General features: G+C 66.3%; 21 protein-coding genes. 17 read left to right on the forward strand and 4 right to left on the reverse strand.

Annotation, left to right across the window (positions count from 1 at the left end):
• Positions 1 to 243 precede the first annotated feature (243 nt).
• The 15 genes from HY058_15140 to HY058_15210 all read left to right on the forward strand — a co-directional run bounded on the left by HY058_15140 (position 244) and on the right by HY058_15210 (position 15,550).
• Positions 244 to 1,587, forward strand: coding sequence for an extracellular solute-binding protein (locus HY058_15140; GenBank protein MBI3498630.1), 1,344 nt, complete (start codon positions 244 to 246; stop codon positions 1,585 to 1,587).
• 117 nt (positions 1,588 to 1,704) lie between these two features.
• Positions 1,705 to 2,712, forward strand: coding sequence for a sugar ABC transporter permease (locus HY058_15145; GenBank protein MBI3498631.1), 1,008 nt, complete (start codon positions 1,705 to 1,707; stop codon positions 2,710 to 2,712).
• On the forward strand, positions 2,705 to 3,574 hold the full coding sequence (locus tag HY058_15150) for a carbohydrate ABC transporter permease (GenBank protein ID MBI3498632.1): 870 nt from the start codon (positions 2,705 to 2,707) through the stop codon (positions 3,572 to 3,574). Before HY058_15145 ends, HY058_15150 begins: the two co-directional genes overlap by 8 nt.
• A 27-nt stretch (positions 3,575 to 3,601) precedes the next feature.
• On the forward strand, positions 3,602 to 4,672 hold the full coding sequence (locus HY058_15155; GenBank protein ID MBI3498633.1) for a DUF2252 family protein: 1,071 nt from the start codon (positions 3,602 to 3,604) through the stop codon (positions 4,670 to 4,672).
• An 88-nt stretch (positions 4,673 to 4,760) separates the two neighbouring features.
• Positions 4,761 to 6,353 carry an ABC transporter substrate-binding protein gene (locus HY058_15160; GenBank protein ID MBI3498634.1) on the forward strand — a complete coding sequence of 531 codons (1,593 nt, stop codon included), beginning with the start codon at positions 4,761 to 4,763 and terminating at the stop codon, positions 6,351 to 6,353.
• Positions 6,354 to 6,698: 345 nt separating this feature from the next.
• Positions 6,699 to 7,496: an NAD(P)-dependent oxidoreductase gene (locus tag HY058_15165; GenBank protein ID MBI3498635.1), complete on the forward strand. Its 798-nt coding sequence runs from the start codon at positions 6,699 to 6,701 to the stop codon at positions 7,494 to 7,496.
• A gap of 106 nt (positions 7,497 to 7,602) precedes the next feature.
• The gene (locus HY058_15170; protein MBI3498636.1) at positions 7,603 to 8,238 is read left to right on the forward strand and encodes a protein-L-isoaspartate(D-aspartate) O-methyltransferase; all 636 of its coding nucleotides are present in this window, start codon (positions 7,603 to 7,605) and stop codon (positions 8,236 to 8,238) included.
• 49 nt (positions 8,239 to 8,287) lie between these two features.
• The gene (locus tag HY058_15175) at positions 8,288 to 9,118 is read left to right on the forward strand and encodes an ATP-dependent Clp protease proteolytic subunit (GenBank protein MBI3498637.1); all 831 of its coding nucleotides are present in this window, start codon (positions 8,288 to 8,290) and stop codon (positions 9,116 to 9,118) included.
• Between the two features lie 178 nt (positions 9,119 to 9,296).
• The gene (locus tag HY058_15180) at positions 9,297 to 9,572 is read left to right on the forward strand and encodes a BrnT family toxin (protein ID MBI3498638.1); all 276 of its coding nucleotides are present in this window, start codon (positions 9,297 to 9,299) and stop codon (positions 9,570 to 9,572) included.
• Positions 9,544 to 9,960, forward strand: a complete 417-nt coding sequence (locus HY058_15185; GenBank protein ID MBI3498639.1) for a helix-turn-helix domain-containing protein — start codon at positions 9,544 to 9,546, stop codon at positions 9,958 to 9,960. Before HY058_15180 ends, HY058_15185 begins: the two co-directional genes overlap by 29 nt.
• A 117-nt stretch (positions 9,961 to 10,077) precedes the next feature.
• Positions 10,078 to 10,203: a 50S ribosomal protein L36 gene (gene rpmJ / locus HY058_15190; protein MBI3498640.1), complete on the forward strand. Its 126-nt coding sequence runs from the start codon at positions 10,078 to 10,080 to the stop codon at positions 10,201 to 10,203.
• A gap of 116 nt (positions 10,204 to 10,319) precedes the next feature.
• Positions 10,320 to 11,807 carry an FAD-binding protein gene (locus HY058_15195; protein ID MBI3498641.1) on the forward strand — a complete coding sequence of 496 codons (1,488 nt, stop codon included), beginning with the start codon at positions 10,320 to 10,322 and terminating at the stop codon, positions 11,805 to 11,807.
• Positions 11,808 to 11,814: 7 nt separating this feature from the next.
• Positions 11,815 to 13,041, forward strand: coding sequence for a glycolate oxidase subunit GlcE (gene glcE, locus HY058_15200; protein ID MBI3498642.1), 1,227 nt, complete (start codon positions 11,815 to 11,817; stop codon positions 13,039 to 13,041).
• A gap of 11 nt (positions 13,042 to 13,052) precedes the next feature.
• Positions 13,053 to 14,339 (forward strand): glycolate oxidase subunit GlcF, encoded by a 1,287-nt coding sequence (gene glcF / locus HY058_15205; GenBank protein ID MBI3498643.1) that lies wholly within the window; start codon positions 13,053 to 13,055, stop codon positions 14,337 to 14,339.
• Positions 14,340 to 14,482: 143 nt separating this feature from the next.
• Positions 14,483 to 15,550 (forward strand): hypothetical protein, encoded by a 1,068-nt coding sequence (locus HY058_15210; protein ID MBI3498644.1) that lies wholly within the window; start codon positions 14,483 to 14,485, stop codon positions 15,548 to 15,550.
• Positions 15,551 to 15,627: 77 nt separating this feature from the next.
• On the opposite strand, the gene HY058_15215 is transcribed toward HY058_15210, so the two are convergent.
• The gene (locus HY058_15215) at positions 15,628 to 17,205 is read right to left on the reverse strand and encodes an ABC transporter substrate-binding protein (GenBank protein ID MBI3498645.1); all 1,578 of its coding nucleotides are present in this window, start codon (positions 17,203 to 17,205) and stop codon (positions 15,628 to 15,630) included.
• A gap of 170 nt (positions 17,206 to 17,375) precedes the next feature.
• Here HY058_15215 and HY058_15220 point away from each other — a divergent pair, with 170 nt between their 5' ends.
• Positions 17,376 to 17,951, forward strand: a complete 576-nt coding sequence (locus tag HY058_15220) for a GNAT family N-acetyltransferase (GenBank protein ID MBI3498646.1) — start codon at positions 17,376 to 17,378, stop codon at positions 17,949 to 17,951.
• A 59-nt stretch (positions 17,952 to 18,010) separates the two neighbouring features.
• Here the strand turns inward: HY058_15220 and HY058_15225 are convergent, their stop codons facing one another.
• The 3 genes from HY058_15225 to HY058_15235 all read right to left on the reverse strand — a co-directional run bounded on the left by HY058_15225 (position 18,011) and on the right by HY058_15235 (position 20,972).
• Positions 18,011 to 18,664, reverse strand: coding sequence for a phosphatase PAP2 family protein (locus tag HY058_15225; GenBank protein MBI3498647.1), 654 nt, complete (start codon positions 18,662 to 18,664; stop codon positions 18,011 to 18,013).
• A 70-nt stretch (positions 18,665 to 18,734) separates the two neighbouring features.
• Complete coding sequence (locus tag HY058_15230; GenBank protein ID MBI3498648.1) at positions 18,735 to 20,222, reverse strand: glycosyltransferase family 39 protein; 1,488 nt, start codon at positions 20,220 to 20,222, stop codon at positions 18,735 to 18,737.
• An 18-nt stretch (positions 20,223 to 20,240) separates the two neighbouring features.
• The gene (locus HY058_15235) at positions 20,241 to 20,972 is read right to left on the reverse strand and encodes a glycosyltransferase family 2 protein (GenBank protein MBI3498649.1); all 732 of its coding nucleotides are present in this window, start codon (positions 20,970 to 20,972) and stop codon (positions 20,241 to 20,243) included.
• A gap of 228 nt (positions 20,973 to 21,200) precedes the next feature.
• On the opposite strand from HY058_15235, the gene HY058_15240 reads away from it, so the two are divergent.
• Positions 21,201 to 21,755 (forward strand): tetratricopeptide repeat protein, encoded by a 555-nt coding sequence (locus HY058_15240; GenBank protein MBI3498650.1) that lies wholly within the window; start codon positions 21,201 to 21,203, stop codon positions 21,753 to 21,755.
• Positions 21,756 to 21,778: the final 23 nt, after the last annotated feature.

Below are 21,778 nucleotides of genomic sequence, written 5' to 3' on the forward strand. Positions count from 1 at the left end.
GCCTCACCTCTCGCTCGCCGCCGACCCGCCGCAAGCACGCATGACGCTACCGCCCGGGCCCACTCTCTTGCAACCAATCCCCCGCCATCGGTCCCGCCCCGCCATGCCAGCGATAGGGGTTGGCCCGCCCGCTTCTTCTGGGCTAGCGTATTCGGCGATTTCCGATCGTGCACGGGCGTCCTTGCGGCTCTGCGAGCAGGTGCGCGGGGCCTCCCGGCAAAACCAATTTGAGGAGGTAGCGTCATGACCAGCAAGCCCAGATCTGGCAAGGGAGTCGACCGTCGAACCGCCTTGAAGCTCGCCGCCGGCGCCGGGTTGGCGAGTGCTGGCGGGTTCGGCTTTGCGCGTCCGGCCAAGGCCGCCGACGTCACCCTCAATGTGTGGACGGGATATCCCGAGCTGGTGCCCTACTACAAGGCGGTCGCCGACGAGTACGCAAAGACCCATGCCGGCTTCAAGATCAACCTGCTCTCCACCTCCTTGCGCGAGCATGAGCAGAAATTGTCGGCGGCGATGCCGACCGGCACCGGCCCCGACATCTTCGACGTCGGCGCCAACATCTCGATCAAGTTCGCCGGCGCCAACCTGCTGAAGCCGAACTCGGCCGAGATCGACCAGTACATGAAGGCGAACTGGAGCAAGTATACGATCGACTTCCTGTCGTTCAAGGGCAAGACCTACGGCATCCCGCTGCTCGAGGGCCGCGCCGCCATGTACTGGAACAAGGCGATGTTCAAGGAGGCAGGCGTCAACGGTCCGCCGACCACCTTCGGCGAGCTCATCGAGGCGGCGCAGAAGATCGTCAAGATCGACTCCACCGGCAAGATGACCCGGAGCGGCATCAGCATGCGGCTGTCCGGTCAGGGCAGCGGCATCACCGAGAAGTTCCGCTTCGTGCTCGAGCCCGCCGGCGGCAAGTTCATCGAGGAGACCAAGAGCGGCAAGTGGCATAACGGCTACGACAACGAGGCCGGCCGCAACGCCCTCCAGCTCTATGTCGACATCGTGCAGAAGCTCAAGGTCGACGACCCGAAGGTCCCGCACGATGCCGACGCCTTCGCCAACGGCACAACGGCCATGCTGTTCCGCGAGGCCTGGGTCATCGGCGAGATCCAGAAGAAGAGCCCCACTCTCGACTTCGGCGTGGCGCCGATCCCGCGCTGGGACGCGAAGAGCCCGTACAAGATGCTGGTGCAGCCCTGGGCCGTCTATGTCAGCGGCAAGAGCAAGAACGAGGCGGCATCCTGGGACTTCCTCAAATTCCTCTCGCAGCCGAACAATGCGCGGCTGATCACCGAGATGACCGGATGGGGCTGCAACCGCCAGGGTGTGGATTGGACGCCCTTGCTGAAGAAGACCCCGCAGTTCGAGGTCTTCGTGCAGCCGCCGAAGGACGTCCAGACCTTCTCCGATCCGGTCATTGCCGTCTTCGACGAGCTCGAGAGCCGGGCCGCCGACAAGCTCCCCGGGCTCTACGTCGATTCGAGCCTCAACGGCAATCCGGCAAAGGTCGCCGAGGCGATCAAGGCGCTGGCGGCGCAGACGGACAGCATCCTCAAGACGGCCGGCATCTACGGCACGAGTTGAGACAGCGGACCTGATCATCGTCCCACGCTGACCCTCACCCGCCTCGCTGACGCTCGGCACCCTCTCCCGCAATGCGGGAGAGGGGGGACCCGCGTCTTCGCGGGTGGGTGAGGGTCGGTGTCCGCACCGATGCAAGACGCTCCCAACAGCATAGCCATCGCCGAAGGCCGCCAGCGCGACCTGCACGCGCGCTTGCGCCGGGCCTATCTGGCTTGGGTGGACATGTATGTGTCCCGCGGCCAATGGCGGGTGATGACGTTCTGCTATCTGGCGCTGCTGCCGGTGCTGGTGCTGTTCGGCTATGTGCGCGTGCTGCCGACCATCAACGCCTTCATCCTCAGCGTCTACAAATGGGAGCTGATCGACCCGATCCGGCCGTTCGTCGGCCTCGACAACTATTGGGGATTGCTGGAGGACGAGAACTTCCTGCTCGCCCTCAAGAACACCTTGATCTTCTCGCCTTCGGTGGTGGTCGCCAGCACGTTGCTGTCGCTGCCGCTGGCACTTTTCCTGGCGCGCAAGGGCAAGCTCTCGGTCGTCTACCAGACGATCTACTTCCTCCCCGTGATCACGCCCCTTGTGCCGGTCTCGATCGCCTGGAAATGGATCTACGATTACAACTACGGCCTCCTCAACTACGGGCTGTCGCTGGTGGGGCTGCCGGCGGTCGCCTGGCTCACCGACGCGGACATCGCCCTCTGGGCCCTCGTCATCATGAGCGTCTGGAAGCACCTCGGCCAAAATCTCGTGTTCTTCCTCGTCGGCATCCGCAACATCCCCTCGGTCTATCTCGAGGCGGCGATGATCGACGGCGCCGATGCCTGGCAGCAGTTCCGCTACATAACGCTGCCCTTGTTGCGGCCGATCCTGCTCTTCGTGGTGGTGACCTCGACCATCAATGCCTTCACAGTCTTCACCCAGGTCTATGTGATGACGCTCGGATCGCAGGCGGCACCCGGGCAGGCGGTGCGGGTGATCGCGCTCGACATCTACTACAACGCCTTCCAATACCTGCACATGGGCTACGCCTCGGCGGAGTCGGTGCTGCTGTTCATCATGGTCCTGGCGTTCACCATCATCCAGTTCCGCCTCGCCCGCAGCCAAAAGGAGGGGTTGGATGGTTAGACCAGAAGATGATTCCGGGCCGGTCACGCGGCCAACGTCGCTCGGGCGCTTGCTGAATGGGATCGGTCACATCATCTTGGCCGTCGGTGCCATCTTCATGGTGCTGCCGATCCTGTGGATGGTGTCGACCTCGTTCAAGCCGCCGACCGAGGTGTCGCTCTGGCCGCCGGAGCTCATTCCTAGCCAGCCCACCTGGGACAACTACACCGGCATCTTCGACGATGCGCCGTTCCATGTGTATTTTCTGAACAGTGTCGGCTACTCGCTCGTGGCGACGATCAGCGTGATGGTGACCTCGCTGCTCGCCGGTGCCATCTTCGGCAAGTACAACTTTCCCGGTCGCGTCTTCCTCTTCATGGTGATCATCGCGACCGCGATCGTGCCATTCGAGGCCTACATCATCCCGCTCTACATCCAGATCATCGATCTGGATTGGGTCAATACGCCCCAGGGCATCGTGCTCCCGACCCTGTTCCTCAGCTTCGGGGTGTTTCTCCTGCGCCAGCACGTCTCTTCGGCCATACCGACCGAGCTCCTGGAAGCCGGCCGCGTCGACGGGGCTTCGGAATGGTGGATCTTGCGGAGGGTGATCACGCCCTTGTCGGCGCCGGCCTTGAGCGCCATCGGCATCTTCGCTTTCATCCAGGCCTGGGGCGCGTTCTTTTGGCCGCTGATCGTGGCGAACGATCAGGATTTGTTCAACATGGAGCTTGGCCTGCAGATCTTCCAATTCCGCTTCAGCGCCGACTACGGCAAGCTGATGGCGGGTTCGGTCATCTCCACCCTACCGATGCTGATCGCCTTCCTCGTCCTCCGCCGGCGCATCATCGAGAGCGTGGCTCTCTCCGGCCTCAAGGGCTAGGCGCGCATGTCCGGCAAGGGAGCCGGCATGACGAGCATCGGCGCCGCAACGCGTTCCTACGAAGCCTGGCTCCGCCGCGAGCTCAAGGTGCGCGAAGCCGATCTCGCGCTCAAGCATCGCTTGATGGCATCGGGGGTGCTGCCGTTCCTCCGCGGCACGTTCTACCGCTGGGTCTCGCTTTGGCATGAGCGCTGCCCCGAGCTCACTGACGCACCCAGCGTGCTCGCCGTCGGCGATCTCCATATCGAGAATTTCGGCACCTGGCGCGACGCCGAGGGGCGGCTCGTCTGGGGCATCAACGACGTGGATGAGGCCGCGTCCATGCCCTACACCATCGATCTCGTGCGTCTGGCGACGAGCGCGGTGCTTGCCGCCAAGGATCGGCATTTGACCATGTCGGCGAAGGCCCTGTGCAAGGCCATTCTCAAGGGCTACCGGACGTCGCTCGCGAGCGGCGGCCGCGCCTTCGTGCTCGAGGAGGGCCAACCAGCGCTTCGCGCCATCGCCCTCTCGGCCGAGCGCGAGCCGGACCGGTATTGGCAACACCTGGCGAGCCTCCGCCCGGTGGCGGCCCCGGCGACGGTGCGCGACCTCATTGCCGCGCAGCTTCCGGGTCCGCTCGCCCTGTTCAGGACCGTCCGTCGCGTCGCCGGCATCGGCAGTCTCGGCCGGCCGCGCTATGTCGGGATCGGCCTCTGGCATGGTGCCTATGTGGCGCACGAAGCGAAGGCGATGCTGCCCTCGGCCTATGACTGGGCACTCGACCGCCCGACGGCGAGGATCCGCGGCGCCGAGATTCTCGCCCGCGCCGTGCGGTGTCCCGATCCGTTCCTGACGATCGGCGACCGCTGGCAGCTGCGCCGCCTGGGGCCGCACTGCTCGCGCATCGAGCTTGCGATGCTGCCCGAGCGGCGCGACGAGCGGCATCTCCTCGAGGCCATGGGTTGGGAGACCGCAAATCTGCACCTCGGCAGCCCCAAGGCTGCCGCCCTGGCGGCGGCCGATCTGGAGCGGCGCCCGAAATTCTGGCTCTTCGAGGCAGCCAAGCGCATGGCAAAGGCGACAACGGCGGACTGGCAGGAGTGGCGCCGGCGCTAGGCAGCGGCAGCCTTGCCGCCGATGGACCGCCGGCACCGGCCGGTGCTAGCCTGTTTCCGATCCGACACAACGCCAGGGGAGCACGGCCATGACCCACCCTCTTTGCTGGTCCGCCTTGCAGAGCGCGCCGGCGCTGCTGCTTGCCGCAAGCCTGCTGGCGCCGGGCACGGCCTCAGCCCAGCCGAAGGTGCTGAAATACACGCCCCAGGCCAATGTCGGCACCATGGACCCGGTCAACAATTTGAGCTCGGTCACCCACCAGCATAGCTGGCTCATCTACGACAATCTCTTCGGCCTCGACGGCACCGGATCGCCACAGCCGCAGATGGTCGAGAGCTTCAAGCTCAGCCCCGATGGCCGGGACTACAGCCTCACCTTGCGGCCCGGCCTCAAGTTCCACGACGGCACGCCGGTGCGCGTGGCCGACGTCATTGCCTCCATCAAGCGCTGGGCGGCGAAGGATCCCGGCGGCAGACGTCTCGTCGGTCTCGGCATGGAGCTGAAGCCGGCTGATGAGCGCAGCTTCACGCTGACCCTCAAGGAGCCTTGGGGCTCGACCACGACGGTGCTGGCCCAGGGCGCCACGGCGCTCTTCATCATGCGCGAGAAGGAGGCCACGAGCGATCCCAGCACACCGGTCACCGAGTATGTCGGCTCCGGACCGTTTCGCTTCGTCAAGGACGAGTGGCAGCCCGGCAGCAAGCTCGTCTACCAGAAATTTGCCGACTACGTGCCGCGTGCGGAACCGGCCAATTCCGTCGCCGGCGGCAAGGTCGCCAAGGTCGACCGCATCGAATGGGTGATCCTGCCGGACGCCACCACCGCGGTGGCGGCCTTGAACCAGGGCGAGATCGACATCTACGAAACGCCGCCCCTGGATCTGCTGCCGGTCTTGAAGCGCAACAAGGACATCCAGATCAAGGTCATCAACCGCCAAGGTGCTCTCGGCTATTTCCGGCCGAATTTCCTCTTTCCGCCCTTCAACGACGTACGCGCGCGCCATGCTCTCCAGCTCATCGTCAACCAGGAGGACTACATGCGCGCCGCCGTCGGCAGCGACCCGGACAATTGGCGGGTCTGCTGGGCGGTCATGGTGTGCGGCACGCCGACCGCGAGCGAGGCCGGCAGCGAGCCCTACCGCAAGCCCGACCTCGCCAAGGCCAAGGCGCTCATGGCCGAGGCCGGCTACAAGGGCGAGAAGATCGTCGTCCTGCAGCCCGTCGACCAGCAGATCATCCGCGACATGGCGCAGGTGACGATCCAGCGCCTGACCGATATCGGCGTCAACGTCGAGGCGGTCGCGGTCGATTGGGCGTCGGTGCTGCAGCGGGGCAACAAGAAGGATCCGCCCGGCCAAGGCGGCTGGCACATATTCTCCAGCTGGTCGGTGGGCCAGATCATGGGCAGCGCCATCAACAACGTGCAGATCGACTCGCCCTGCGACGGCAGCGGCTATCGCGGCTGGTCCTGCGACCCGGAGATGCAGAGGCTGTTGGGGGAGTGGGCCAAGGAGGGCGATCTCGCCAAGCGCAAGGCCATCGGCGAGAAGATCCAAATCCAGGCGATGACCTTCGTGCAATACGTTCCGGTCGGCCAGTTCTTCCAGCCCTTGGCCATGCGCGCCAATATCAAGGGCATGCAGGAGAACATGATCCCGGTGTTCTGGAACGTGGAGAAATAGCCGCGCGTAGCGCCCCCACCCTAACCCTCCCCCGCCTAAAGGCGAGGGAGGGAACATGCAGCCGAGCTCCTTTCCCTCCCTCGCCTTTAGGCGGGGGAGGGTAGGGTGGGGGCATCGTCAAAGCCTCCCCTTCCGCATGCGCTGGGCCACATGCGCGCCGATCATGGCGGCGGTCAGATGCGTGTTGGCGTGGCACCAGGGTCGGCACGACCGCCGCATCGATGAGGCGGCAGTCGGCATCGACGGCCGTCGGCTCGTCGCCGGGTCGAGATTGGCATCGTTGGTGGAAACGCGCCGCCCGTCCGGCGTATTGTTGATGGCGTAAGGCGTCTCGGAGGCGTTGCCATGATCGACCCAGCCAGCGACCGCGTGCTCATCACCGGTGCTGCCGGCGCGATCGGCACCACGCTCCGCCGGGGCTTTCGCGAGCGCTACAAGCACCTCCGGCTGATGGACATCCGCCTCATTCCCGACCTCGCCGACAACGAGGCGTGGATCCAAGCCGACGTCGCCGATGCCGCCAGCCTCGAGCGGGCGCTGGAGGGGGTAGCCGGTCTCGTGCATCTCGCCGGCTCGGGCCAGCCGGAGAACTTGGATTCGCTGGTGCATGTGAACCTCATCGGACTCGTCCGCATCTTTGATGCGGCGCGTGCGGCAGGTGTCAGGCGGATCGTGTTCGCCAGCAGCAATCACGCCTTCGGCATGTATCCGATCACCGAGCGGGTGACGCCGGCGCATCCGCCGAGGCCCGACAGCCTCTACGGCGCCTTCAAGTTGCTGGGCGAGACCTTGCTGCGCTACTACTACGACAAGCACCGCATCTCCTCGGTGTCCTTGCGCATCGGCACCTTCCGGCCGGAGCCGATCGATCAGCGCTCGCTGGCAACCTGGCTCAGCCCCGCCGACATGGTGCAGCTCGCCGACAAGTCGCTGATCCATCCCAATCCCGGCTGCCTGGTGATCAACGGCTATTCCGCCAATACCCGGATCAAGACCTACGATCCGAATTGGGACACCTTGGGCTACCGTCCGCTCGACGATGCCGAACGCCATCGCGACGCGCTGAAGGCGAAGGGCATCGATATCGACGGCCCGTGGGAGTGGCCCGAGCATGGCGGCACCTATCCGAGCGAGCCTTGGTGAGGTGGCGAAACCTTCGGCCCTGGCAAGGCTCAGCACCGTCTGGCGATCGCTCGCGCACACCCGTCGTCGTGCCCGGAAACCGGCCATGACGGGGATGCGGGCGCTCATGGAGGAGATCGATGCCGAGATGGCGTGGACGGCCGAGACGACCGGTCGTGCCCGCCTGTCCGAACGGGTGCGGAACGTGATCGCCAAGGTGCCGCGCCAGGCCTTCGTGCCCGAGGGGGCGGCGGAGTTCGCTTGGCTCAATCACCCCTTGCCGATCGGCCATGGTCAAACCATCTCCCAGCCCTTCATCGTCGCCTTGATGACCGATCTCCTCGACCTCGCGCCGGAGGACGTGGTGTTGGAAGCGGGCACCGGCTCCGGCTATCAAGCAGCAGTGCTCTCCGAGCTGGCGCGCTTCGTCTATTCGGTGGAACTGGTGCCGGATTTGGCGGCAGCGGCGGCGGAGCGCCTGAAGCGTCTCGGCCACGGCAATGTCGAGGTCAAGGCCGGCGACGCCTGGCAGGGCTGGCCGGAACGCGCACCCTTCGATGCGATCATCGTCACCGCGGCGGCAGCCAGGCTGCCGGAGACATTGGTCGACCAGCTCAAACCCCGCGGGCGCCTGGTCGTTCCGATCGGACCCAGGCGCGGGCCGCAAATGCTGACCCGCCTCGTCAAGGAGGCGACCGGCAAGCACCGAATGGAAGACGTGCTACCGGTCGCCTTCGTGCCTTTCGTCAGCGCGTCCGCTTAAGGCCGGCGGCGGCGCACCCAGCGGCAATCCCTCCATAGGAATGTCAAACATGGATATCGGCAACCTGTTTTGGCTGTTCTTCATCGTCACCGCGCTGCAGCCGATGATCCGTCAGCGCATGCTCGTCTATATGCGCCGGCGCGCCATCGCCCGGCTGCAGGAGCGCCGGGGCAGCCGGGTGATCGCGCTCGTCCATCGCCAGGAGACCATGCGCCTCCTCGGCTTCCCGGTGATGCGCTACATCGACATCGACGATTCCGAGGCGATCATCCGGGCCGTACGCTCGACCGATCGCGGCACGCCCTTGGATCTGATCATGCATACGCCGGGCGGCTTGGTGCTGGCCTCGCTCCAGATCGCCCGCGCGCTCCGCGAGCATCCCTCCAAGGTGACGGTCTTCGTGCCGCATATGGCGATGTCCGGCGGCACCTTGATCGCGCTCGCGGCCGACGAGATCGTCATGGCCTCCCACGCCATGCTGGGTCCGATCGATCCGCAGATCGGCGAGTACCCCGCCGCCTCGCTGGCGAAGGTCTTGCGCGACAAGCCGATCGCCGAGATCGACGACCGCACCGTCATCCTGGCCGACGTCGCCCGCAAGGCGACCGACCAGGTTTGCACCGCCGCCGCCGACCTGTTGAGCAAGCACATGACCCCCGACCAGGCGAAAAGCCTGGCCGAGCGCCTGTCGAGCGGGATCTGGACCCACGACTACCCGATCACCGCAGTCGAGGCGCAGGGCCTCGGGCTCAAGATCTCCATCGACATGCCCCAGGAGGTCCTGGACATGATGGCGCTCTATCCCCAGCCGGTCCGGGCGGTGCCGTCGGTGGAGTACTTGCCGACGCCGCCGCCGGCCCCGTACCGGCAAGGGCGGTGAGGGACAACCAAGGCGAAATTGATCTCGTACGGGGTCCGTTGGTGCCGACGGAATTACCTGTCCGGGCACGCGCTGGCACGGTGACGGGACTTGACGCGGTCGGCAGTACGATCGCGGAGAGGTTCATGCCGCTTTACTACGTCATTGACGGATCTACGTCAGTGACGTAGTTATTGCAATGATCTTCGAGTGGGATGCGGCGAAGAGTCGTGTGAATGCCAAGGCGCGCGGCCTGCCATTCGAGATCGCGGTGGCGATGTTCGATGCGCCGACCTTGGAGGTTCCAGACAGGCGGCAGCAATATGGGGAGCTCAGAGTAAAGGCGACCGGGATCGTGAGAGGGATCGTGTTGGCGGCAATTTATACGGATCGGCCCGGCGCGCGGCGGATCATCAGCCTGCGCGTCGCCAACAGAAAGGAGCGTCATGCCTACCGTGCGGCGTACCCGAGCTGATGTGGATCTCTCGAAGGTCGATTGGGCACGTCTCGAGGCGACGACTGATGCCGAGATTGATGCCCAGATTGCCGCCGATCCAGACACGGCGCCGATCTTCACCGAGCGAGAGCTGGCACGAGCACGTCGGATCGTGCCGTCCGTTGACGCCGACGACGTGCGGGGTATCCGCCGGCGTCTTGGCCTGAGCCAGGCGGCGTTTGCGGCGCGGTTCGGGTTTACGGTCCAGACCGTGCGCAACTACGAGCAAGGTCATCGCCGGCCGGCGGGGCCGGCGCGCGTGCTGCTGCGGGTTGTGGCCAGTGAACCGGATGCGGTCACCCGTGCTCTTGGTCGCGGATCTGGAGCGAGGCGCGCGCCCGGCCGCCACCCCCGCCAACCCCGTTGACAGGGGCCTCCGGCCTCCTTATGTTCCGCGCTCCCTCGGGGGTGGACTTTGGGCGGGGGTGGTCCCCAGCCCCTCCCAAAGTCCACCCCCGGGAAAGCCCAGCTCGGACGAGAAGCCATGAAGGTCGTCAACTCGCTGAAGTCGATGAAGGCGCGGCACAAGGATTGCCGCGTGGTCAGGCGCAAGGGCCGGGTCTACGTCATCAACAAGACGAACCCGCGCTTCAAGGCCCGCCAGGGCTGAGCCTACCCTCGCCGCCCGGGTTCCATCGGGCCGTCGACTCCTTAACTTTCGCATCGCTTGCCGCCATCTGTGGCCTGTAAGCTAGCCCCAAGGGGTAGCCCGGGAGCCGCACAGCCATGCTCATGCCGAAGCCGGACGAGGCCATCATCGCCCGCCGGCGCGAGATCGCCGCCGCCCTTCGGGAGATCGTGCCGGGCGAGGGGGTGATCGCCGACGAGGTCGCGATGCGCGCCTATGAGAGCGACGGGCTCTCGGTCTACCGCCAGCTGCCGATGATCGTCGTACTCCCCGAGACCACCGGCCAGGTGAGCCGGATCCTCGCCTACTGCCATCGCAGCGGCGTCAAGGTGGTGCCCCGGGGTGCCGGCACCTCGCTGTCCGGCGGCGCCTTGCCTTTGGCCGACGGCATCGTCCTGGGCCTGGGCAAGTTCAACAAGATCCTCGACATCGATTTCGCGAACCGCGCCGTGGTGGCGCAGCCGGGGGTGACCAATCTCGGCATCACCGATGCCGTCGCCCATGCCGGCTTCTACTATGCCCCCGACCCGTCCTCGCAGATCGCCTGCACCATCGGCGGCAACGTCGCCGAGAACTCCGGCGGCGTGCATTGCCTCAAATACGGGCTCACCACCAACAACCTGCTCGGCCTGGAGGTGGTGCTGATCGACGGCGAGATCGTTCGCTTGGGCGGCAAGCATCTCGATAGCGAGGGCTATGACCTCATGGGCCTGATGACCGGCTCGGAGGGGCTCCTGGGCGTGGTGACCGAGGTGACCGTGCGCATCCTGAAGAAGCCGGCGACCGCGCGCGCACTCCTCATCGGCTTTCCCACCTCCGAAGGTGCCGGCGATTGCGTCGCCAAGATCATCGCTGCCGGCATCATTCCAGGCGGCATGGAGATGATGGACCGGCCGGCCATCCACGCCTCGGAAGCCTTCGTGCAAGTGGGTTATCCGCTCGACGTCGAAGCCTTGCTCATCGTCGAGCTCGATGGGCCTGAGGTGGAGGTGGATCACCTGATCCAGGCGGTCGAAGCGATTGCCGGGGCGCATGGGGCGAGCTCGATCCGGGTCAGCAACAGCGAAGAGGAGCGGCTCGCCTTCTGGGCCGGCCGCAAGGCGGCCTTCCCCGCCGCCGGGCGCATCTCGCCCGACTATTACTGCATGGACGGCACCATCCCGCGCCGCTGCCTGCCCCAGGTGCTCGCCCGCATCACCGAAATGTCGCAGGCCTACGGGCTCCGGGTCGCCAATGTCTTCCACGCCGGCGACGGCAACCTGCACCCGCTCATTCTCTTCGATGCCAACAAGCCGGGCGAGCTCGAGACCGCGGAGAAGTTCGGCGCCGACATCCTCAGGCTTTGCGTCGAGGTGGGTGGGGTTCTGACCGGCGAGCACGGGGTCGGCGTCGAGAAGCGCGATCTCATGGGCACCATGTTCGAGGAGGTGGATCTCGATCAGCAGCAGCGGGTCAAATGCGCCTTCGACCCGAACTCGCTGCTGAACCCCGGCAAGGTGTTTCCGGTGCTGCACCGCTGCGCCGAGCTCGGTCGCATGCGCGTGCATAAAGGCCAGATGCCGTTCCCCGAGCTGCCGCGGTTCTGAAGCCGACATGGTGGATTGGATCAAGCCAGCCGATGCGCAGGAGGTGCTGGACGCGGTCGCTGACGCGGTCGCCAGCGAGAGCCCGCTCGAGCTCCTGGGCCGCGGCAGCAAGCGCAGCCTCGGCCGGCCCTTTCAGGCGGCGCGCGCTCTCGACCTCTCGGGATTGTCCGGCATCGCCACCTACGAGCCCGAGGAGCTGGTGATGACGGCGCTGCCGGGCACGCCCATCGCCGAGATCGAAGCAGCCGTGGCGGCGAAGAACCAGATGCTCGCCTTCGAGCCCATGGATCTGGGTCCGCTCCTGGGTGGGAGTGCCGCCATGGGCAGCATCGGCGGCGCCTTCGCGGCCAACCTCGCCGGCCCCAGGCGCATCAAGGCCGGGGCCGCCCGCGACCACCTCCTCGGCTTCAGGGGGGTGAGCGGCCGCGGCGAGGCCTACAAGGCCGGCGGCAAGGTGGTGAAGAACGTCACCGGCTACGATCTGAGCAAGCTCATCACCGGCTCCTTCGGCACGCTGACGGCCTTGACCGAGATCACCTTCAAGGTGGTGCCGCGGCCGGAGAAGACCCGCACCGTGCTGGTCTTCGGCCTGGAGGATGCCCGCGCCCTCGAGGCGATGGCCGCCGCGCTCGCGAGCCCGCACGAGGTCGCTGCCGCCGCCCATCTGCCCGCCGCTCTGGCCGCGGGCTCGGCCGTCTCCTATGTGGCTGGTGCCGGTGCGGCGGCAACCGGGCTGCGCATCGAGGGCCCGGCGCCGTCGGCGGTGCATCGCTGCCGCGAGCTCAAGGAGATGCTGTCCCGCTACGGGCCGGTCGAGGAGTTGCATGGTCAGAACTCGGCTCGGTTCTGGCGGGAGATCCGCGACGTCGAGGCCTTCATCGGCCATAGCGAGCGGCCGGTCTGGCGGATTTCGGTCGCCCCCAGCACCGGTGCTGCCGTGGTCGCCGAGATCGCCCGCCAAGGCGATGCCCGGGCCTACTACGATTGGGGCGGCGGGCTTATCTGGTTGGAGCTGGGTTTGACGATGGAGCATGCCGGCGCCGCCGTGGTCCGCCGTGCCCTGGCCGCTTCCGGCGGCCATGCGACACTCATCCGTGCGCCGAGAGAAGTGCGGGCCGTCGTACCGGTGTTCCAGCCGCAGCCCGACCCCTTGGCGCGGTTGACCCAGCGTGTGAAGGCGAGCTTCGATCCCAAGCGCATCCTCAATCCCGGCCGCATGTATGCGGGCGTCTGAGCAAGGACGGCATGCAAACCGATTTCACCCTGGCGCAGCTCGCCGATCCGGATATCGCCGAGGCCAACAAGATCCTCCGGGCTTGCGTGCATTGCGGCTTCTGCACCGCCACCTGCCCGACCTATCTCTTGCTCGGCGACGAGCTCGATAGCCCGCGCGGACGCATCTATCTCATCAAGGACATGCTGGAGGGCGACAAGCCGGCGAGCCCGCGCCTGGTCAGGCACATCGACCGCTGCCTCTCCTGCCTGGCCTGCATGACCACTTGTCCATCCAGCGTCAACTACATGCACCTCGTCGATCAGGCGCGCCGGCGCATCGAGGAGACCTTTCGGCGGCCACCGCTCGATCGCTGGCTGCGCAGCCTCCTGGCGTTCCTGCTGCCGCATCCCATGCGCTTCCGCCTGGCGCTCGTCGGCGCCGGCCTCCTCAAGCCCATCGGGCGCCACCTGCCCGGCAGGCTCGGCGCCATGTTCACTCTAGCTCCGTCACGCCTTCCCGGGCCCTCGAGCGTCGACCGGCCCCAGATCTTTCCGGCTGGCGGGGTCCGCAAGAAGCGCGTGGCGCTGTTGACCGGCTGCGCCCAGCAGGTGCTGGCCCCGGAGATCAACGAGGCGACGATCCGGCTATTGACCCGCCATGGCTGCGAGGTGGTCGTGGCCCAGGGGGCCGGATGCTGCGGGGCCTTGGTTCACCACATGGGCCGCGAAGAAGCAGCGCTCGCTGCCGCCAAGGCCAACATCGCCGCCTGGTGGCGGGTGCACGAGCAGGGCGGGCTCGATGCAATCGTCATCAATGCGTCGGGCTGCGGCACCGTGGTCAAGGACTACGGCTACATGCTCCGCACCGATGCCGCATGGGCGGACAGGGCCAAATTCGTCTCGGCGCTCGCCCGGGACGTGAGCGAGCTCATGACCGAGCTCGGCTTGGAGGCACCGAGAAGGCCGATTGGATTGCGCGTTGCCTATCACGCGGCCTGCTCGCTGCAGCACGGCCAGAAGATTCACAAGGAGCCCCGGGCGCTCTTAGAGGCTGCCGGCTGCCACGTTGTCGAGGTGCCGGAGGGGCACATCTGCTGCGGCTCGGCCGGGACCTATAATCTCCTGCAGCCGGAGCTGGCCCGGAGCCTGGGGCGGCGCAAGGCCGCGAACATCGCCAAAACCGGCGCCGACGTGGTGGCCGCCGGCAATATCGGCTGCATCACCCAGATCGCCGAGGCGACGGCGCTCCCGGTCTTGCACACGGTCGAGCTTCTGGACTGGGCGACCGGCGGTCCGATGCCGGCACGGCTCGGATAGCCCGACCTCTCAGTGACCACAAGGACCAAGGCGGCGTGGGGCGCTCGGTTCAAAATATCCCGGCCGCCCGCGGGTCTTGGGTTTGTGCGGCGTGGTTTCGGGAACTAAGCTGGCCGTGCTTATGGGGATAGGGGGGACAACCGATGCCTGAAAAATACAACACGCTCATCCTGGGCGCATCCTATGGGTCGCTGCTCGCGACCAAGCTCGCGCTTGCCGGCCACGACACCATGCTCATCTGCCTGCCGGCGGAGGCCGACCTCATCAATGCGGAGGGTGCGCGCATCCGCCTGCCGGTCAAGGGCCGGAGCGGGCTGGTCGAAATCGACTCGCGTAAGCTCAAGGGCAAGGTCACGGCCGGCGGTACCGCCGGCGTCGATCCGTCGAAATACGACCTCGTCGCCCTCGCCATGCAGGAGCCGCAATACCGCTCGCCTGGCGTGCGCGAGCTGCTCGATGCCGTCGCGCGCTCCCGCGTGCCCTGCATGTCGATCATGAACATGCCGCCCTTACCCTATCTCGCGCGGATTCCCGGACTTTCGCTCGACGCGCTCAAGCCCTGCTACACCGATGCGACCGTCTGGCAGAACTTCGATCCGAAGTTCATGACGCTCTGCAGTCCGGATCCCCAGGCGTTCCGCCCGCCCGACGACAAGGTCAACGTGCTGCAGGTCGCCCTGCCGACGAACTTCAAGGCCGCCCGCTTCGAGTCGGACGCCCACACCCAGATCCTCCGCCGGATGCAGGACGGCATCGAGGCGGCGCGCTTCGAGGCCGGCGACGGCAAGGTCGAGCTGCCGGTCAAGCTCAAGGTCCATGAATCGGTCTTCGTGCCGCTGGCCAAGTGGTGCATGCTGCTGACCGGCAACTACCGCTGCGTCCAGAAGGACGGCATGCGGCCGATCAAAGAGGCCGTGCATACCGACCTCGCGGCCTCGCGCGGGGTCTACGCGTGGGTGACGGCACTCTGCCGCTCGTTTGGCGCCGCCGCCGACGATCTCGTGCCTTTCGAGAAATATGCGTCGGCGGCGATGAGCCTGATCCGGCCGTCCTCCGCCGCCCGCGCGCTCGCGAACGGCGCCAAGGCGATCGAGCGCGTCGATCTTCTGGTGCAGACCATCGCCGCGTCGCGGGGCATGAAGAACGACGAGGTCGACAGGGCGGTGTCGCTGGTCGACGGCTGGCTCGCGGCGAACCGCAAGAAGGCGTGACCGGCGGGGCCAGAACCCGCGTTAGAGCCCGAATTAGGCCTGCGGTATCGCTCGAACCCTCCGACCGGCGCCCTCGGCTACTCCTTCTCCACGTTCCACAGGAAGACGACGGGCGCCACGATCAAGCCTTTCAGCGTCTTGCGATAGGCCGTTGGGATCAGGAACTGGCCCGTCGGGATGTAGCTCACGATCTCATAGGCCCGTTCCTGGATGGCGGCGGCGAGCTTCTTCTGCGCCTCCAGATCCGGCGCCTTGAGCCAGGCGGCGCGGAGCTCTTCTAGTTTGGCATCGCTGGGCCAGCCGAACCAGGCACCGTCGCCGCTGGCGCGGACCGCGTTGTTGAGCGCCGGCGTCAGCACGTCGGGAGCGACGACCCAGGTGTGGAAGATGCTCCAGCCGCCCTTGTCCACCGGCTCCTTGCTGGTGCGCCTGGAGATGAGCGTGCCCCAATCCATGGCCTGCAGATCGATATTGAGGCCGGCGCGCTTGAGCGTTTCCGTCGTCACCGTCGCCTGGCCATGCACCACCGGCTGGTCGGTCGCCGAGATGATGACGATGCGTTCGTTGTTGTAGCCGGACTCCTTGATGAGGGCCTTCGCCTTCTCGAGGCTGCGCGGGCCCAACAACGCCTCGGCGCCGACATTGCTGGCCAGAGGCGTGTCGCAGCCGAACATCGCCGCGCACGCCTTCCAGTTCTTCTCCGCCCCGGCGATGGCGCGCATAGTGTCGGTCTGGTCGATGAGATAGAGCAAGGCTTGCCGCAGCTTCACGTTGTTGAAGGGCGGCTGGATGTGGTTGAACCGGAGCACGCCCTGATTGCCCAGGGGATCGATGTTGTCGATGACGATCTCCGGGTTCTTGGCGAGCGTGGGCAGAAGATCGACCGGCGGCTGCTCGATCCAGTCGACCTCGCCCGATTGCAGGGCGGCGGCCTGGGTGGCGCCGTCGGGGATGTAGAGCCAGTCGACCCGGTCGACCTTCACCGCCTTGCCGCCGGCGGCGAAGCTCGGGGGCTCGGACCGCGGCACATAGTCGACATTCTTTACATAGACGACCTTGTTGCCGGGGACCCATTCGTCCTTGACGAACTTGAAGGGCCCGGATCCGATCGACTCGGTGATCTGCGTCATCGCGTCGGTCTTGGCGAGACGCTCGGGAAACATGAAGGGGGTATTGCTGGAGAGCTTCGCCAGCCCCTCGATCAGGAGCGGGAAGGGCTCCTTGAGCGCAATGGTGAAGGAGCGCTCGTCGGTGGCGGTCATGTTGGCCACCGCCTCCAGCAGCTTCTGGCCCAGGGGATCGCGCTTGCCCCAGCGCTGGATGGACGCGACGCAATCGGCGGCGGTCACCGGCTGCCCGTCATGCCATTTGAGGCCGGCGCGGAGCGTAAACCGGTAGGTGAGCTTGTCGGGGGCGACGGTGAAGGCGTCCACCATCTGCGGCTGCGGTTTCAGATCCTTGTCGAGGGCGAACAAGGTGTCATGAACCATGTAGCCGTGATTGCGGGTGATGTAGGCCGTGGTCCAAATGGGATCGAGCACGCGCAAATCCGCCTGGGCGACGAAGCGCACGGTCTTTTGCGCAGATGCGGTCGTGGGCGAGAGCGCAACCAACAACGCTCCGGCGAGCGCCAGTGATCTGGTCGTGGGGATCATGAGCACCTCTGTTCCTGTTCAATTAAGCGACGTTGCGCCATTGCGCGGAGACTAAGTCGGAATCCGACGATGTGCAAAACTGGCTCAGAACCGTGCATTTGCTCAGAAAAAGTGCAGCAGGCGCGCGAACCTACTTGATCCGGCGCGAGGCCCGATCGATGCTCACTCGGATGGTGATGCAAACGGACGAGCCGGCTCGCTTCGATGATATCCGCACGACGCGGCTGATCTTGCGACGCATGCTGCCGGAGCTGATGACCGCCGGGCTTGCGGGCGATCTTCAGCGCGCCGAGCAGCTTTTGGGAGCAGCCATTCCGCCGGACCTCGTCGAGCGGCCGGCGGTCCTGAGATTTGCTCTAGAACAGCTAGCGGCTGATCCTGGCTACGAGCCGTGGTCGGCGCGCGCGCTCGTGCTTGCGGGAGTTGGCAGGATGGTCGGGCATGTACGCTTCCACAGCCGGCCTGATCCGCCCTATCTACACCCCTATGTGCGCGATGCGGTGGAGCTCGGCTATACTATCTTCGGCGCCGATCGCCGGCGCGGCTATGCGAGCGAAGCGGTGGAGACGATGATGAGCTGGGCCGGAGCGACCCATGGAGTGCGCCGCTTCGTCGCCTCGGTGTCGCCGGAGAACGCTCCTTCGCTGGCGCTCATCGCCCGGTTCGGCTTTCGGCGGATCGGCGAGCATGTCGACGAGGTCGATGGCCTCGAGCACATCTTCTTGCGCGAGACGGCAGATGCATGACCCGCATCTCCATCGGCCGTTCGGCTGAGCAGCGTTTATGTCGTCTTGCGCCTACAGCGTCAACGACCTAACAGGCGAGCGAGGCGGGCCGGGCCGCCGCTCACGAACATCCAGTGGTGGAGCCACCAGCACAGAAACGAGGTGAAGAGGCCGGCGAACAGCACGTCGGAGAGGAAATGGCCACCCTGAGCCATGCGCAAGGCCCCCATGGCGAGCCCGAGGGTCGCGGCGGCGGCAAGCAGCAGCGGCCGCAACCGGCCGACGGCGATCCAACCCAGCGCCATGAAGCTGAAGCCGAGCGAGACCTCGCCGGAGACGAAGGAGCAGTTGTGGCTGCACTCGTTTGCCGGCAGGAGCGCGGGAGTGAAGCGCCGATCATGGCCGAACTCGGCGATCTGCGAGGGGCGGGCGCGACCCCAATGCTCTTTGAGCACGACATTGACAAGGAGTCCGGGCCCCAGCGCCAGACACAGGATGAGGTAGAGGGCGATGCGCCCGTCGCCGCCCGGGAGCCGCCGGCGCGTCCTTCTTGCATAGAAGAACAACGCGATCGCGGCAGCGGGCACCAGTGCTGCCGCCAGGCTGAGGGCCTGGCGAAAGGCCTCCGCCCAGGGCTGCTCCGAGGCGAGCCATCGACCGGTCCCGGGATCGAGAAAGATCGAGGATGCCTTGAGGTCGAGCTCGGGAAAGACGGTGAAGATCAAGGCCAACAACGCGAAGACGGCTCCATGGGCGAGCGCAATCGCCCTCGGTCCGGAGAGCCGAGGTTCTGGCGGGGCCGGCTCAGCCATAGCCCTTGAAGCCGTCGAGGAGAAACAGCCAGTAGCGGCGTTCCAGGTCGGGATAGATCGGTGCGGTGATGAGGCCCAAGGGCTCGACCCGCTCGAAGCGGCTCAGCACCTTCTGCGGATCGGGCTCGGGGCTGACGAAGAGGAAGGGGCGGTTGCGAACGCGGGCGATGTCGGTCGAGAGATCATAGTGGTCGCGGATGAGGCGGCTCGGATTCCATTTCACCGCATCCAGCGGGTGCGGCCGCACCGAATAGATGAGATTCGCCAGCAGCATCCGATCTTCGACGAGGAGGACGGCGTTGGCCGAGCCGGCGAGTGCCACCGCGACCTCATCGCCGATGGTCTGCCAGCCCATGAGGCGGCGGAAAGGATCGGTCCGGGCGGTGAGCTCGATGCCGGCGAGCCGGGCGATGTCGTGAAACTCCAGCATCACCCCGCCGATGGCGAGATGCAGGAGGAGCGAGGTCCTGAGCACGCCTTCGCGGCCGCGCTCGGCGAGCCAGTTCACCACCAAGAGCGTGCCCGGCACATAGACGACCGCCGCCCAGTTGGCGTTGGCCCGCGACAGCATGCTCACCGTCAGCATCATGAGCGCCATCGGCAGGATGAGCGCCAGCAGCAAGCGTGCGGCCGGCTCCCGCAGAAGCTGTCGCGGCCGAAGCATGGCGAGGAGCAGCGTGGCAAAGAGGATCGGACCGAAAACGAGGAACTGCGAGAGGACGAATTCCGCAAACGCGCCGGGATGGAGCTGGAGCCCGTGCATATCGGCATTGGCAGCCGTGTGCTGATAGCTGATGAGGCCGTTTTCGAGATTCCAGCGGAGATTGGGGGCATAGAGGAGGAGGGCAAGAGCGAGCGCCAGCAGCGGGCGCTTGAGACCCGCCACCCGCCGCGCTTCCGGTGTGGCGATGAGATAGAGCGCGATCGACAGCGGAAACATCGCCATGGCGTATTTGGAAAGCGTGCCGAGGCCGACGGCGATGCCGGCCGCCAGCCACCACGACGATCCCGCGGCATCCATGGCGCGCACCACCGCGTAAAGCGCCAAGGCCCAGAAGAACAGCAGGAACGGATCGGTCGAGATCAGCAGCGAGGAGAGGAAGATCGCAGGCAGAGTGGCGAAGGTGATCGCCGCCAAGAATGCGATGCGCCGTCCATAGAGCCGGGCGCCGATCGCATAGAGGACGAGGCTGGTGCCGAGATGGGCAAGCGGCGAGCCCATGCGCACGGCCAGCCCGTCCTCGCCGAAGAGGCGCGTGGTGAGCCAAATGACCCAAGCCACCATCGGCGGCTTGGAGAAATAGCCCCAAGCCGGCGCCTCGGCCCAGGTCCAGTACTGCGCCTCGTCGCCGTAGAGATCGAAGCGCCCGAGGCCGAGATAGGCGAGCCGGAGCAACGTCAGCGCCAGCACGATGCCGAGCGCAGCCCACCCCCAAAAGCGGCCGTCGGCGGCGGCGGTACCGGCCGCGCGGTCAGCCAAGGGTGCCTCGCATCGGGCTCATCGACGCCGGAGCTCCTCGAAATCGATCGGGAACCGGGCGCGGCGTTGCAACCAGCGAACACCCAGGAGATCGATGATGCCGACGGCGAGCCGGCCGAGCTGGCCGTAGTTGGAGCGGCCGGTCAAGCGCGGGCGATGATTGACCGGGACCGAGACGACACGGCCGCCATGGCGGAGCGCCAAGGCGGGCAGGAACCGGTGCATATGGTCGAAATAGGGCAGCTCCAGAAACAAGGCGCGCCGGAACAGCTTGATGCCGGTGGCAGAATCGGGCGTGGCGTCGCCCAGCAGCCAAGCGCGCAGCCCATTGGCGAGCCTGGAGCCGGTGCGCTTGGCCCAGCTGTCGCGGCGCTGGACGCGGTGGCCCACCACCATGTCGATTCCCTCCCGCGCCTGCCAGAGACGGGGGAGGTCGGCCGGATCGTTCTGCCCGTCGCCGTCGAGGGTGAAGATCCAGGTGCCGCGCGCTTGGCGCACGCCGGTCCACACGGCCGCACTTTGGCCGCGGGTCACCTTCCCCCTCAGCACGCGGAGCCTGGGATAGCATGCCAACGCCTGGCCGAGGCGGGCGGGGGTGGCATCGGTCGAGCCGTCATCGACCACCAAGACCTCGTGCGCGAAGTCCTGCGCCACTCGGTCGATCTCCGCCAGCAGCGGCAGGATGTTGCCCGCCTCGTTGCGCACGGGAATGACCACGGAGAGTTCGATGGGGCCAGCGGGAAGCGGCATCGGGATCTTCGCGAGAGGGCCCCCTCGATGGGCGGCGGACCGATCGGCGCCGAGGGTGAAAAGCGGGCTTTTGCGCGCGCGATTGTGATCGGCTCGGGGCCACGCTGATTGCGGCGCGGTTTATAGCAGAAGCGCGATCTCAGCCCCAGTCCTTAATCGGTCCGATCCACGAATCGGCTTGAGGGCAGGCCGGGCGAGTTCCATACTTGGGAGATGCGAAGTCTACGCTTGGTCGCAAGCTTGGTCTGGCTGATCGCCTGCGCCGTCCCGGTCATCGGCATGGGCTCGGCTGCGGCGCAATCCTCGGCGCAGCTGGACGTGCTCTTCGAGCGCTTGCACAAGACCCAATCGGAGGGCGAGGCGTCCGCCATCACGCGGACGATTTGGGCGTTGTGGACGACGTCGGACGATTCGAACGTCAACGAGCTGATGCGCCAAGGCCTGATCGCCATGCAGCGCCAAGACCTGGAGGCGGCACTCGACCGCTTCGACCAGATGGTGAAATACGCGCCGGAGTTCGCCGAAGGTTGGAACAAGCGGGCCACTGTCTATTACATGATGGGCCAATATCCGGAATCGGTCGCCGACATCGAGCGCGTGCTCGAACTCGAGCCCAGGCATTTCGGCGCGCTTTCCGGCCTCGGTATGATCAATGTCGAGCTCGATCGCAAGGAGTTGGCCATGAAGGCGTTCGAGGCGGCCCTCCAGGTCAACCCGTTCCTGCCCGGCGCCAAGCAGCAGATCGAAGCCTTGCGTAAGAAGATCAAAGGCGCGCCGACCTGAGCGGAACTCCGCGGCCCGCTCTC

The sequence above is a fragment of the Pseudomonadota bacterium genome (assembly GCA_016195085.1).
In the GTDB taxonomy this organism is placed as follows: domain Bacteria; phylum Pseudomonadota; class Alphaproteobacteria; order SHVZ01; family SHVZ01; genus JACQAG01.

What these genes read in the sequence shown, in the direction of transcription:
- glcF (MBI3498643.1), top strand. Translation starts at nt 13,053, where the DNA reads ATGCAAACCGATTTCACCCTGGCGCAGCTCGCCGATCCGGATATCGCC.
- HY058_15215 (MBI3498645.1), bottom strand. Translation starts at nt 17,205, where the DNA reads ATGATCCCCACGACCAGATCACTGGCGCTCGCCGGAGCGTTGTTGGTT.
- HY058_15185 (MBI3498639.1), top strand. Translation starts at nt 9,544, where the DNA reads ATGCCTACCGTGCGGCGTACCCGAGCTGATGTGGATCTCTCGAAGGTC.
- glcE (MBI3498642.1), top strand. Translation starts at nt 11,815, where the DNA reads ATGGTGGATTGGATCAAGCCAGCCGATGCGCAGGAGGTGCTGGACGCG.
- HY058_15235 (MBI3498649.1), bottom strand. Translation starts at nt 20,972, where the DNA reads ATGCCGCTTCCCGCTGGCCCCATCGAACTCTCCGTGGTCATTCCCGTG.
- HY058_15180 (MBI3498638.1), top strand. Translation starts at nt 9,297, where the DNA reads ATGATCTTCGAGTGGGATGCGGCGAAGAGTCGTGTGAATGCCAAGGCG.
- HY058_15140 (MBI3498630.1), top strand. Translation starts at nt 244, where the DNA reads ATGACCAGCAAGCCCAGATCTGGCAAGGGAGTCGACCGTCGAACCGCC.
- HY058_15155 (MBI3498633.1), top strand. Translation starts at nt 3,602, where the DNA reads ATGACGAGCATCGGCGCCGCAACGCGTTCCTACGAAGCCTGGCTCCGC.
- HY058_15150 (MBI3498632.1), top strand. Translation starts at nt 2,705, where the DNA reads ATGGTTAGACCAGAAGATGATTCCGGGCCGGTCACGCGGCCAACGTCG.
- HY058_15160 (MBI3498634.1), top strand. Translation starts at nt 4,761, where the DNA reads ATGACCCACCCTCTTTGCTGGTCCGCCTTGCAGAGCGCGCCGGCGCTG.
- rpmJ (MBI3498640.1), top strand. Translation starts at nt 10,078, where the DNA reads ATGAAGGTCGTCAACTCGCTGAAGTCGATGAAGGCGCGGCACAAGGAT.
- HY058_15165 (MBI3498635.1), top strand. Translation starts at nt 6,699, where the DNA reads ATGATCGACCCAGCCAGCGACCGCGTGCTCATCACCGGTGCTGCCGGC.
- HY058_15220 (MBI3498646.1), top strand. Translation starts at nt 17,376, where the DNA reads ATGGTGATGCAAACGGACGAGCCGGCTCGCTTCGATGATATCCGCACG.
- HY058_15210 (MBI3498644.1), top strand. Translation starts at nt 14,483, where the DNA reads ATGCCTGAAAAATACAACACGCTCATCCTGGGCGCATCCTATGGGTCG.
- HY058_15175 (MBI3498637.1), top strand. Translation starts at nt 8,288, where the DNA reads ATGGATATCGGCAACCTGTTTTGGCTGTTCTTCATCGTCACCGCGCTG.
- HY058_15195 (MBI3498641.1), top strand. Translation starts at nt 10,320, where the DNA reads ATGCTCATGCCGAAGCCGGACGAGGCCATCATCGCCCGCCGGCGCGAG.
- HY058_15170 (MBI3498636.1), top strand. Translation starts at nt 7,603, where the DNA reads ATGGAGGAGATCGATGCCGAGATGGCGTGGACGGCCGAGACGACCGGT.